General features: G+C 66.4%; 9 protein-coding genes. All 9 read right to left on the bottom strand.

The features are described from left to right. Window positions 1–386: 386 nt before the first annotated feature. The 9 genes from THESUDRAFT_RS09865 to hpf all read right to left on the bottom strand — a co-directional run bounded on the left by THESUDRAFT_RS09865 (window position 387) and on the right by hpf (window position 12,844). A complete protein-coding gene (locus tag THESUDRAFT_RS09865; protein WP_006904646.1) occupies window positions 387–1,946 on the bottom strand; it encodes a murein hydrolase activator EnvC family protein in 1,560 nt (519 codons plus the stop codon). A gap of 291 nt (window positions 1,947–2,237) precedes the next feature. After that, window positions 2,238–3,125, bottom strand: a complete 888-nt coding sequence (gene ftsX / locus THESUDRAFT_RS09870) for a permease-like cell division protein FtsX (protein ID WP_006904647.1) — start codon at window positions 3,123–3,125, stop codon at window positions 2,238–2,240. After that, window positions 3,115–3,801 carry a cell division ATP-binding protein FtsE gene (gene ftsE / locus THESUDRAFT_RS09875; protein WP_006904648.1) on the bottom strand — a complete coding sequence of 229 codons (687 nt, stop codon included), beginning with the start codon at window positions 3,799–3,801 and terminating at the stop codon, window positions 3,115–3,117. Before ftsE ends, ftsX begins: the two co-directional genes overlap by 11 nt. A gap of 280 nt (window positions 3,802–4,081) precedes the next feature. After that, window positions 4,082–5,261 (bottom strand): peptide chain release factor 2 gene (prfB, locus tag THESUDRAFT_RS09880; protein WP_156821787.1). Its coding sequence is split into 2 segments (ribosomal slippage): window positions 4,082–5,191 and window positions 5,193–5,261, totalling 1,179 coding nucleotides; the frame shifts between segments, so codons are not numbered across the junction. 96 nt (window positions 5,262–5,357) lie between these two features. Beyond that, a complete protein-coding gene (gene secA / locus THESUDRAFT_RS09885; RefSeq protein ID WP_006904649.1) occupies window positions 5,358–8,153 on the bottom strand; it encodes a preprotein translocase subunit SecA in 2,796 nt (931 codons plus the stop codon). Window positions 8,154–8,755: 602 nt separating this feature from the next. Next, window positions 8,756–9,397: a DUF5317 domain-containing protein gene (locus tag THESUDRAFT_RS09890; protein WP_006904650.1), complete on the bottom strand. Its 642-nt coding sequence runs from the start codon at window positions 9,395–9,397 to the stop codon at window positions 8,756–8,758. A gap of 27 nt (window positions 9,398–9,424) precedes the next feature. After that, window positions 9,425–10,834: an HD-GYP domain-containing protein gene (locus THESUDRAFT_RS13035; protein ID WP_006904651.1), complete on the bottom strand. Its 1,410-nt coding sequence runs from the start codon at window positions 10,832–10,834 to the stop codon at window positions 9,425–9,427. A 344-nt stretch (window positions 10,835–11,178) separates the two neighbouring features. Next, complete coding sequence (locus THESUDRAFT_RS09895) at window positions 11,179–11,868, bottom strand: hypothetical protein (RefSeq protein ID WP_006904652.1); 690 nt, start codon at window positions 11,866–11,868, stop codon at window positions 11,179–11,181. Between the two features lie 412 nt (window positions 11,869–12,280). Beyond that, on the bottom strand, window positions 12,281–12,844 hold the full coding sequence (gene hpf, locus THESUDRAFT_RS09900) for a ribosome hibernation-promoting factor, HPF/YfiA family (RefSeq protein WP_006904653.1): 564 nt from the start codon (window positions 12,842–12,844) through the stop codon (window positions 12,281–12,283). Window positions 12,845–13,031 lie beyond the last annotated feature (187 nt).

Genomic DNA, 13,031 nt, shown 5'->3' on the forward strand with positions numbered 1-13,031 from the left:
CGGCGGGGCCGGGGTGGGAGGGCTGGGGTGGCGGGGCGGTTGCCGGGCCAGGGGCACCCGGCGCGGGGGCCGGTCCCGGGTGCAGCAGCGGCGGCGCTGGAGCCGCCCGCCGGTCGAACCGGCGGGCGCCGTGGCCGGCCCCGGCAGTTCCCCGGGTTCGCAGCCGGTGAGGGTACAGGTCCGGCCCCCCTCAAGGACAAGCGGGCCGGGTTGCCGCGGAAGAACCCGGCGATGAACCCGGCTCCGGCTTCCCGGCCCTGCTCCGTCAAATCCGGCGGCTCGGGGGGCTCCAGCGGCCCCACCGGCAGCTTGGCGCCACCCACCGCCGTACGCCGATGTCACCGTACCGCACCGTCAGCGCAGGCCCACCCGTCCATGCCGCGACATCAACGCAGGTACGGCATGGGGTTGACGGGCTGGCCGTTGACCCAAACCCCAAAATGGAGGTGGGTTCCGGTGGACGCACCCGTGGTGCCCATCAGCCCGATGACCTGCCCCCGCCGCACCACCTGGCCCGGCTCCACGTAGCGGCGGCTCAGATGGCCGTACAGGGTGGAGTACGTCTCGTCGTGGGCGATGATGATGGTGTTGCCGTAACCCGACATGTAGCGCGAGGCCACCACGATGCCGTCGTCGGCCGCCACGATCTCATCCCAGGTGCTGGGATTCGGGTCCGGCGGCCCCTGGCCGTCGATGTCAATCCCCGTGTGGGGCCGCACCGTCCCGTAGATGGGATGGCGGCGGGCCGGGTTGAACCCGGAGGTGATGGTGTACTCGCCGGGCACCGGCCACAGGAAGCGGCCCCCGCTCCGGGGCGCCCGGTTGCGGTTGAGCGCCTCCAGCTGGCGCTTCAGATCCGCCTGCAGGTTCTTCAGCAGCCTTTCCACTTCCTTGGAGTCGGCCTCCAGGGCCTCAAGGTGCTCTTCCATGCGCCGCCGCTGTTCCGCCAGCCTGGCCAGCTCGTCCTTGTGGCTGGCAACGGTGGCGTTGAGCTGCCTCTGCTGCCGCTCCACCTCGGCCTTCAGCGCCACCAGCTTCTGGCGCTCGGCGTCCAGCTCCTTTTTCTCGGCCACCAGGCGCTCCCGCTCCGCCTGCACCTGGGCCATCACGTCCAGGTCGTGGCGCAGGATCTGGCTCAAGAGGTCGAGGCGGGTCAGGAAGTCGGAGAAGCTGTTGGCCTCGAAGAGAACCTCCAGCACGCCCACGGTGCCGTTCTCTTGAATCGCCCGAATCCGCCGGGCCACGTAATCTTCCCGTTGCTCCAGCTGGCGGGTGGCTTCGTCGATCTCCTGCTGCTTCGCTTCCACCCGGGCCTCGGCCTCGCGCACCTTCTCCGTCAGCTCCGCCAGCTTCACCCGGGTTTCACGGATCTGGGCCTCCAGAATCCGCACCCGCTCGGCGATGGAGGCCTCGTCCTGCTTGAGCGCCTTCAGCTTGCGCTGGGCTTCCGCCTGGCGCTGCTCCAGCTGGCGCAGGGTCTCGTTGGCCTCGTTGATCTTCTGGCGGAGCTCGCTGATGGAGCTTGCCGCCCGCACCGGAGCCGGCGCCGGTCCGGCCACCCCGGACAGCACCCCCGCCACCAGGGCGGCCGCCACCAGCACCGTGACGGCCCGCGTCCCCCGGCGCCGCACCGCCCTCCGGTTGCGACCCGGCCGGCCCGGAGCCTCCCCTGTCCTGGTCCGGACGGCGGTCCCGCCCCCAGCGTCACGGGCCGGGGACGACCCGGCGTTGGGAACCGGCAGCGGCCTTTCCGGCGCACCCCCGCCGGCCGGCGCCCCCTCGCCACGGCACCCGCCGCGGCACCCCTCGAGGGCGCCGGTCCCCGGCCGGCCGCTCTTCGCGCCCGCCCGCCCCAGGAGCTTGCGAACACCCCGGGGCTGCACGTTTCCGGCCCAGGGCTCGTCCTCCCCCCAGCGCGCAAACCACGGCCCTCGCCACCACGCCATGCGCAATGCCCTCCCCGGATGAACCCCGGCCGCGGCGAACCCGCGCGGCCGCCAGCCCGGGGTGCCCACCCCCGGAGCGGCCGCGCCCGTGGCCGGTTCGTCCCCTCTGAACAACGGACACAACGGACTCGACTTGCCGGACTCGCCGTGACAGGGCCGATGGACGCGGTCTAGGCCGGGCTGCCCGGCCGGGCAACGCGCCCCGTCGCACCCGGCCCGGCCGTCGCCTCCGCCTGCGGCGGTCCCCTTACGGCCAGAGCCCTTCGGGCCCGGCCAAGACGTTGCCCCGGCTCAGACCCGCAGGTGCCGGCGCAGGGACAAGGAGCTGCCCAGGGCTCCCAGGAGGGCTCCGCCCAGCACCACCACCTGCGCCACCTGCGGCAGCAGCGGCTCCCGGGGTACCAGGGGGATGAAGGGCATCGCCCGGGTCACCTCGACCAGCAGCCGGTCATATCCCCACCAGGCCAGAGCGGCCGCCGCCCCTGCCCCGGCCAGCCCCAGCAGGATGCCTTCGATGATCAGGGGCCAGCGAATGAACCAGTCGGTGGCCCCGACCAGCTTCATGATCTGGATCTCCCGCCGGCGGGCGTACACCGTCAGCCGGATGGTGTTGGAGATGAGGAACAGGGTGGTGACCGCCAGCAAGCCCACCAGCACGGCGGAACCCGTCCGCACCGCGTCACCGACGCGGCGGATGCGGTCCGCCAGGTCGCGGCGGTACTTGACGTCTTCCACCCCGGCCGACTGGCGCAGCGCCGCGGCCACCTTCTCGCCATAGCGCGGATCCGCCAGGCGGACTTCGATGGAGTCGCGCAGCGGGTTCTCCTGCTCCACGCCCTCCAGCAGGTCGGCGCGGTCGCCGAACATCGTCTTCAGGTCCTGCAAGGCTTCTTCCCGGGTGACGAACCGGGTGCCGGCCACGCCCTCCATGCCGGCGATGCGCTGCTCCAGCGCCCGGCCCTCGGCGCGGCCGGTACCCGGCGCCAGGAAGGCTACCACCGCGACCTGCGACTCGACGTAGGCCGCCAGGTGGCGGACGTTGGCCGCCACCACCAGCAGCAGGCTCAGCACCACCAGGGAAACGAACACCGTGGATGCCGACGCAAAGCTCATGAACCCGTTGCGCCGGATCCCCGTCAACGCCTCGCGCAGGAAGTACCCGAGCGTCTCAAATCGCACGCTCGTACACCCCCTGGGTCTGATCGGCAATGACGCGGCCGGCTTCAACCCGCACCACGCGCCGCTTGAGGGCGTTCACGATGTTGTGGGCGTGGGTCGCCACCACCACCGTGGTCCCGCGCCGGTTGATCTCCACCAGAAGCTCCATGATGCCCCACGCCGTCTCGGGGTCCAGGTTGCCCGTCGGCTCATCGGCCAGCAGGATCTTGGGGTGGTTGACCACAGCCCGGGCCACCGCCACCCGCTGCTGCTCGCCGCCCGACAGTTCCGACGGCAGGGCACCGGCCTTGTCCCGCAAGCCCACCAGTTCCAGGACCTCGGGCACCCGGCGCCGGATCTGGCGCTGGGTGTGCCCCGTGACGAACATGGCAAAGGCCACGTTTTCGTAGGCCGTCCGGTTGGGCAGCAGCTTGAAGTCCTGGAAGACCACGCCCATCTGCCGCCGCAGGTACGGCACGTCCCGGCGGCGCATCCGCCCCACGTTAAGGCCGTCCACCAGCACGATGCCCCGGGTGGGCACCTCTTCGCGATAGATCAGGCGAACCAGGGTCGACTTGCCCGCCCCCGAGGGCCCCACCAGGAACACGAATTCGCCCCGTTCGATGTGCAGGCTGACGTCCTGAAGCGCCGTGACGCCATTGGGGTAGACCTTGCTGACATTGATGAACTCGATCACGGGGGGTGCCACCTCTCGACAATTCCCGCGCCCGGCGTACTTCGACCTTACGGGGTCAAACCCTCCCCGCTGATGGGTGGAATTCGCCACCATGGCCGAAAATCGGTATCCCCGGCGTCCTGCGGAGACGCAAAAAGGGGAGGCCGGCGGTGGACCTCCCGTACAGTTATCGTATGACGCCGCCCGGAGTTGACCTCGGGCAGCGGCTCGCCTCCCGCGGCCGGCTCGCTTGTGGGAATGGACGGCCCGTGGACCGGCACCCCCGGGGGCCGGGAGCCTGCTACTCGCCCTGACCCCGGGCGGCCGCCGCATCCCGGGCCTGGCCGGGCCCCTCCCCGCTGCGCGCCCCCAGCTTCCCGCTCCGCGCGGCCTCCCACTTCAGATACGCGTTGATGAACACGTCCAGCTGGCCGTCCATCACCGCCTGGACGTTGCCGACTTCCACCCCGGTGCGGTGGTCCTTGACCAGGGTGTAGGGCTGGAAAACGTAGGATCGGATCTGGTTGCCCCAGGCGATCTCGCCCACGTCACCCCGCAGGGCTGCGATCTCCTTCAGGCGCTGTTCCTCGTAGTAGCGGGCCAGGCGGGCCTTAAGGATCTTCATGGCCGTCTCCCGGTTGGAGTGCTGGGAGCGCTCGTTCTGGCACGTGGCCACGATCCCCGTAGGCAGGTGCACGATGCGCACCGCCGACTCGGTCTTGTTGACGTGCTGGCCCCCGTGACCCCCCGCCCGGAAGACGTCGATACGCAGGTCCTCCGGCCGGATCTCGATCTCGGGGCTGTCCCCCAGATCGGGCAGGACGTCCACCGAAGCGAAGGAGGTATGGCGCCGCCCCGCGGCGTCGAAGGGCGAGATGCGCACCAGCCGGTGCACCCCGTGCTCGCTACGCAGGTAACCGTAGGCATTGGGCCCGCGGACGGCAAAGGTGACGCTCTTGATGCCCGCCTCCTCGCCCTCCAGCAGGTCCAGGACCTCCACCTGGTAGCCCCGGTCTTCCGCCCAGCGGGTATACATCCGCCAGAGCATCTGGGCCCAGTCCTGGGACTCGGTCCCGCCGGCACCGGGGTGCAGGGAGACGATGGCGTCGTACCCGTCGTACGGCCCCGTCAGCAGCAGCTCCAGCTCCAGCTGCCGCAGGCCCTCCTCCACTTGCGCGATGCCTTCTTCCAGCTCCGGGATGACCGAGACGTCGGCCTCCTCCGCTGCCAGTTCGGCCAGCACCTGCAGGTCCTCCAGCTGGCGGTCCAGGGCCTCGTAGCGCTCCACGGGCCCCTTGAGGACCTTCAGCTGCCGGACCTGGTGCTGGGCCCGCTCCGGATCATCCCAGAAACCGGGTTCCGTCATGGCTTGCTCGATGCGCTCGATCTCCCGCCGCTTCCCGGCGAGGTCAAAGATCATCCCTCAATTCGTCAAGCCGCGGGCGCAGGGCCCGGATGCGGCGCAGCACCTCATCCCACATGCTCTCATCCTCCCCTGATGCCGTTGCACCTGCGATGCCGTTGCACCTGCCCCTGCAGGTCCCGCTCGCGCCGGCGGGCGCCGCCGGGGCCGGCCATCAGGCCGTCCGGCCACAACATTTCTTATACTTCTTCCCACTCCCGCAAGGGCAAGGGTCGTTTCGCCCCACCTTTTGCACCCGCACCGGCTCCCGCGGGCCCTGGGCCGGCGAGGCCGCCGCGCCCATGGGACCGGCACCGGCCCGGGCAGGGGCCAAGCCCTGACCGTCCTCGTGCTCTCCGCCGGCACCCGCCGCCAGGGCGAACACCGGCACCCGCCCGCTTTCCTCCCGGGCCCCCACGGCCACTCGCCGGCGCTGGGGCTCGGCCTGGCCCGGCCGGACCTCCATGTGCATCAGGATGCGGATCACGTCTTCCTTGATGCTTTCGATCATCTGCTGGAACATCTCGAAGGCCTCGAACTTGTACTCCAGCAGCGGGTCCCGCTGGCCGTAGGCCCGGAGGCCGATGCCGTCCCGCAAATCGTCCATGGCCGCCAGGTGGTCGACCCACTTCTGATCCACCGCCCGGAGCAGCACGACCCGCTCCAGCTCGCGCATCATGGCGCTGCCGATGGCCTTCTCCTTCTCCTCATAGATCCGGAGGAACGCGGCCTTGATCTCCTGGGCCAGCGCATCGCGGCCCAGGTCGGCCAATTCCTCCGCCTTGAGGGTGCCGGCGGGCAGGTAGTTGCCCTCCAGGTACTCCACGAGCCCTTCCAGGTTCCACTCTTCGGGGTGGGCGTGCTCGTTGCAGTAGTTGTCCAGGGCATGCTGGATGATGTCGTCCATCATGCCCAGGATGTGCTCGTGCACGTCCTCGCCGCTCAGCACCTTCCGGCGTTCGGCGTAGATCACCTCGCGCTGCTTGTTCATCACGTCGTCGTACTCGAGCACCTGCTTGCGCAGGGTGAAGTTGCGATGCTCCACCTTGCGCTGGGCGTTCTCGATGGCGCGGGTGATCAGGGGATGCTCGATGGGCTCGTCTTCTTCCACACCCAGGCGGTCCATGATGCTCCGGATGCTGTCCGAGCCAAACAGCCGCATCAGGTCGTCTTCCAAGGAAAGGTAGAACCGGGACGAGCCGGGGTCTCCCTGGCGCCCGGCGCGGCCCCGCAGCTGGTTGTCGATGCGCCGGGACTCGTGCCGCTCGGTCCCGATGATGTGCAGGCCGCCGAGTTCGACCACCCGCTGATGCTCCGCTTCGGTCTCGCGCTTGGCCTCTTCCAGGAGGCGCAGGTAATCGCGGCGGGCCTCGGCCAGCTCCGGGTCGTCCGGGTCCAGCTGTCCGGAGACGGCGCTGATCACGTCGGGCTCATAGCCCAGCTTCCGCATGCGCTGGCGCGCCAGGAACTCGGGATTGCCGCCGAGCAGGATGTCGGTGCCGCGCCCGGCCATGTTGGTGGCGATGGTCACCGCGCCCACGCGGCCGGCCTGGGCGATGATCTCCGCTTCCCGCTCGTGGTACTTGGCGTTCAGCACCTGGTGCGGGATGCCGCGGCGCTTGAGCATCTCGCTGAGGCGCTCGGACTTTTCGATGGAGATGGTGCCGACCAGCACCGGCTGGCCGCGCCGGTGGCACTCCGCGATTTCCTCCACCACGGCCCGGAACTTGGCCGCCTCGGTCTTGTAGATCACGTCGGGCAGGTCCCGCCGGATCATGGGCTTGTTCGTCGGGATCACCACGACGTCCAGGCCGTAGATCTTGGAGAACTCCTCTTCCTCCGTAGCCGCCGTGCCGGTCATCCCGGCCAGCTTCTGGTACATGCGGAAGTAGTTCTGGAAGGTGATGGTGGCCAGGGTCTGGGACTCGCGCTCGATCTTGAGGTTCTCCTTGGCCTCGATGGCCTGGTGCAGCCCGTCGGAGTAGCGGCGGCCGAACATCAGGCGGCCGGTGAACTCGTCGACGATGATCACCTGGCCGTCCTTCACCACGTAGTCCACGTCGCGCCGCATCAGTTCCTTGGCCTTCAGGGCGTTGATCAGGTAGTGGGCGTAGTCCACGGGGTTGTCGGGCGCGTAGAGGTTCTCGACGCCCAGCATCTGCTCGACCCGGTGGACGCCCTCCTCCGTCGGTGCGACGGTGCGCGCCTTCTCGTCGACGGTGTAATCCCGGTCCCGTTCCAGCTTGCGGGCGATCTGGGCGAACTGGTAGTAGAGCTCGGTGGGCTTGTCGGCCATGCCGCTGATGATGAGCGGCGTGCGCGCCTCGTCGATCAGGATGCTATCCACCTCGTCGACGATGGCGTAATACAGCTCGCGCTGCACGATCTGGTCGGGGTACAGCGCCATGTTGTCCCGCAGGTAGTCGAAGCCGAACTCGTTGTTGGTGCCATAGGTGATGTCGGCCGCATAGGCCCGGCGGCGCTCGTCAAAGCTCAGCCCGTGGACGATGACACCCACCGTCAGGCCCAGGAAGCGGTAGATCCGGCCCATCCACTCGGCGTCGCGCCGCGGCAGGTAGTCGTTCACGGTGACGATGTGGACGCCGCGTCCCAGCAGGGCGTTCAGGTAGGCTGGCATGGTCGCCACCAGAGTCTTGCCTTCGCCGGTCTTCATCTCGGCGACCTTGCCTTCGTGGAGGACAATGCCGCCCATCAGCTGGACATCAAAGGGCCGCATCCCCAGCGTGCGCCGGGCCGCTTCCCGGACGACGGCAAAAGCCTCGGGCAAAAGATCGTCCAGCGTCTCCCCGGCGGCCAGGCGCTGGCGGAACTCGCCGGTCTTGCCGCGGAGCTCGGCGTCGGTGAGACGCACCATCTCCGGCTCGAGGGCGTTGATCCGCTCGACCTCTCGCGACAGGCGCCGGATCTCCCGCTCGTTGTAGTTGAACAGGTTGCGCAACAGCCCCAGCATGGCGTTCTCATCTCCTGAAGAAAAAACCGGCGTCTGGAGTCGCGCCGGCACGGTCGAATCGGCACCAGGCCGCGGACCGCTGGTTGGACGCTCCACCCGCCGCTAGCTTCTCACGCCGCGGAATCCGGCCCGCGTCCACCTCAGCGGGCCCAAACACCTGAGCCGGTCGGCGGCATAGGGGAATGCGGCCGCACCGTGCATCGCGCCGGATCCACCGAGCCGGATTCACTGCGGGTTGCAGTATCCTCTAAAGCCCGACCCAGCCTTTTCGTAAGCCCGTCTCAATCGTTTGCCTTGTTGGCCTCCTCGCCACGGGCTACCTGCGGCCCGAACGGATGGCGGGCGGCACGGCTCAACCCGGTCACCCGGTGCCACGGCGCGCGCCCCGATGTGCGGGGACGCCGTTGTGCGGGGATGCTGTCACGCCCGGTCGCAGATCCGGATCCCCCGCAGGGCCGGCTGAACCCGGCTGGCGCGGTCCACCCGTCGTCCTGTACGTCCTAGTTATTTTACCACGTGCCCGGGCCCCCTCCACGCCCGAAGGGCACCCGGCGCCTGGAAGCGCCCGGCGCTGGTTGGGCCGGCGGTTTGGCCTACCCTCGTCATAGCGAGCCACACCGATCCAGTGCCCGCTTCGCCGGACCTGCGCCCGGGTCAGGGTGGCCCGATTCATCAACGGCCGTCCCGGCCCGCTTCCCCATGGCCGCCAGGATGAGCCACATCAGGCCGATTGCCAGCACTACATCTCCCGCACTTGCGACGGAGGGGAAGGGGAAGGGTCGAGGCAAAGGGATGATGTCCGCCAGCCAGGGAAGCCGCGTCCCCGGTCCCAGCAGCTGGTGGGTGAGGCTGTCCTCCATACGCAGAAGGGTGAGGGCCGTAGCCCGGTCCGCCCCCCCGGCGGCAACCCGAACCGCCCATTCACTGACCGGCATCCGCCCACCGTTGGCCATGATGACGAGGGCATTGGCGAGGGTTCCCGTAATCAGGAAGGCTGCCCCGGGGAGGTGGCGATTGACCAGAGCAAGAATGACCATTGACCCATAAGCTATTCCCTGCAGTACGGGTGACCAATGATGGAGCCATGGATTGCTCGAAGCCTCGGTGTGCAGCAGCACGGCGCGAATGGCAAAGGGCACAGGCACGGCCAGCCCCCAGCGCAACGGGAGCCTTGCCACATTAACAATGGTGCCGCCTCGCAACCAGCCAACAAGCATGGCCAAAGCCAAGGCAAAAAGGAACATCGGCACCCATCACCCCGGTTCCGGCCCTCACTGCCTCGGCACGTATGCATCATGCGAGGCATCATCGTCCACTACCAAGAGGGGTTCTTCGGCAGCTACTGCGACATCATCCACATAATCCCTGGGCGACCTGGGAACCCAGCCGTATAGTGTTGCGAGATACTGGATGAATTGAAGCTCCGGAGGACGTGTTAGATCGGCAACCCGTTCAGGGTTCGATATCAGATCAAGCAGCACATCCACGATTTTTGGATCAAAGTGCGTTCCAGAACAACGTTTTAACTCATCAATCACCTCGGGCAAGGGCCGACCTGCCTTGTAGGGACGATCGTAAAGCATAGCATCAAATGCATCAGCAACAGCGATGATCCGTGAACCCAAAGGAATTTCCTCTCCCTTGAGTCCATCCGGATAGCCCGTACCGTCATATCTTTCGTGATGGTGGCGAATCCAGTAGGCAACTGTCTCTAAGGAATTGACACCACTTACGATACGGGCACCAATAACAGGGCGCTTCTTCATCTCCTCGTATTCTTCCGGAGAATACTTGCCTGGTTTGTTCAAGATCTCGTCACGGACACCAATCTTGCCAATGTCGTGAAGGATTCCGGCATACTGCAATTGTTCCAACTCAATATCGTTCAAGTTGAGCTGGCGCCCGATATTTACAGCCAACCTGGCCACTCTGTCGGCGTGGCCGTACGTGTAACGATCCTTAGCTTCAAGAGCAAGAGCAAGGGCACGAATGGTTCCAAGAAACATCTGATGAATGTCAACATATCTCTGAAAGGAGAATCGGGCAACGACGAGCGGCAACATAAAAAGAAGCACTCCGAACAAGCCAACCCGCTCTTCAATAACGGCAATTAAATACGCCAAAGGCATCAGCGCAAGATAATTCAGGGCAACTGTACTCTTGAATTGGTGAACCAGCTTCCCCAAACTTGCCTGGCTGAATTGCTTCAGATACAAGATTGAGAGACCAATGTTAGTGGCAAAATAGACAGCGGCCGCTACCGCAAAACTAAATACAACCCACGGATCAGTTATAGACTCACCCTTAACCAACCAATGGAACACGATTCCACTTGCGGCTGCCGCGGCTCCAAGTTGAATACGGTTGAAAACAACAGCCCGTACAGGCATACCCGCGAAGTCCGCGGGCCGGACAGTTCCTAGAGTTGCGACCACCACACCGGGCCAAACACCTTGCGACATGATTGTAACGTATATCGGGATGAAGCTTAATGATACAGAACCACGAATAGCAGGTATCTGAATTGGAAAGGCTTCAGCAAGAAGAGTAAAGAAGAATAATAGCAGAATATGGTTTGGTTTGGCTTGATTAAGCAATACTGAGGTCCAAGCAACAATGCTTGTTGTCACCAACGCGTAAATCAGGTACTTAACCTTCGGGTCCCTTGGCAAGGCGAGCATGTTCACATCCCTTTTAACAATAACTGGTTACTGTGGCCGGAGGGCAGCCAGCAGCTAGCAGCTAACCTGGACGCTCGAACCAGCAGCCAGAACCAGGGTCGCCAGAAGAAGCAGAACCTTGATCACGCGGGCCATGAAGAATCACTCCGCTCGATCTGCCCCCGCGGCGGTCACTCGACCGCCGGGAAGCGAGCTCCGCTCATGGCCACGCTGCGTAAAACCCGGCCACAGTAACCGAAACCTGTTGTCAAAACTTCGTATCGACAAACATCGCCGCGGCACGGTGGATTCGCCCTGGAAGTCCGTGTCCTGAGAGCGGCCGGTAATCCGTGCCAGCGCGTGCTTCACACATTCGTTGTCCTACCGCTGATTCCTTCCGGTGCCAGTTGCCCGGCCAGGGCAAAGAAGCGGTTCACGCCGTCCAGCACTGCCCGGCACGTGGCCTCCGTCTCGTCCAGCTTGATGAGGACTGCGCCCACGTATTCCTGCACGGGCAGAATGCCGCCCCCGGCCGTGATGCCTACCAGGGCCACAGCCCGGTGGCCGAGCCGTACCCGCTGCACGGAAAACACCTCAACCTCCACCATGCGGTACAGGGCGGCGACGACGGCTCGCGCCGTGGCCGCAGCGGCCATACGGAGGACGGAAGTGGGGCCTCGCGTGCCGCGGGCCTCGCCCCGGAAGATCCGCTCGCCGTTGCCGAGTTCCACCACGACGCCGATCTGGGTCCCCTCGGTCTCCAGGCGATGACGGAGAAGGCGCAAGCGGGACTCCCCGTACTCGTCACCGGCACCGACCCGGGTGAGGTGAATGGCACCGGTCTCCACGTCCTGACCGAAGCTGATGGCCATCAGGGACTGGACATCGCGAAACAGCTGGTGCTCGGCCCGTCCGGGTCCTGCCAGCAGGTGGATTTCCTGAACACGGCCGCCGGCGTCGACCTCCACATGGGACGAGAGCACGCCCGGCAGACCGAGGAGCGCGGACTCCATGGCCCGGGCGGTCTGATCGGACCACGACGATTGCTGCGACACCCGTAGCATCCTCCCGCCGGCCGCGGTGACGGCCCCTGGTGTCAGGAATAGACGATTCTGCCTTTCTCCACCTTAACCTCCCCCACGGGTCCGGTATAGTCCCAAAATCCCTGCTCCCCCAGCGGAACCCGCGGATACGGGTTTCTCCTTCCCGTACGGAGACGAGAAGTGTCGAAATTGGAAATCGCAGCGCGCATCCAACCTCACCCATCCCATCCGGGAGCCAGCGGCCCGGGGCGAGCAGCGGAGGGAGCGAGATTCGAGGTCAATCGGTGGCGTAGCCAGAACCCGGCAACTGGGGACCAGAAGACGGCCGTCCGATCCGGGATCGGCCGCGGGGCCGCGGCGCGGGCGCAAGCGAACGCGGCCACGGGCGCCGGGCCCGTGGCCGCGTTCGACCCGTTCCCCCGGCCTAGAACTCCGGCTCGATCAAGCCGTACTGCCCGTCACGCCGCCGGTACAGCACGTTGACCTGGCCGGTGGTGGCATTGGCGAAGACGAAGAAGTCGTGGCCCAGCAGGTTCATCTGGAGGATCGCTTCGTCCACCGTCATGGGCTTGACGGCGAAACGCTTGGTGCGGACGACCCGGCCTTCCTCCTCTCCCTCCGGCCACGCCGGTTCGTCCACGGCGGTATCCAGCTCGGTCACGACCTGGCCGGTGGTGGCCTCCAGGCGACGCGCCTTGCGGTTCAGGCGGGTCTTGAACTTGCGGATCTGGCGCTCCAGCTTGTCGACCACCATGTCGATGGAGGCATACATGTCGTCGGATTCTTCCTCGGCGCGGATCAGGAGGCCGTTGGTGGGTACGGGGATGGTGACCTCGACGATGTGCCGGTCCCGCTCGATGCTCAGGGTGACTTGCGCCTGCAGGGGTTCGCCGTTGAAGTAGCGGGCCACCTTGCCAACCTTCCTGCGGGCGTACTCTTTGAGGGCTTCGGTGACGTCGATGTTCTTGCCGTAGATGGCGATGTTCAACAGCCCTCACTCCTTCCCCTGAACTACTGCAGTAGTTCCGCACCCGACCGGCGTCCTCCTACCGGGCGAAGGCGGCGGGCGGCCGGCTCTCCCGGTTCTCAGCGGGGACTCAACCTGCCCGCTCCGCGTACCTGCGGCCGGGGCCCCGATTCCAAAGTATGGTACCAATCACCGCTCCCGGCGATGC

The organism is Thermaerobacter subterraneus DSM 13965 (assembly GCF_000183545.2).
GTDB lineage: Bacteria > Bacillota > Sulfobacillia > Thermaerobacterales > Thermaerobacteraceae > Thermaerobacter > Thermaerobacter subterraneus.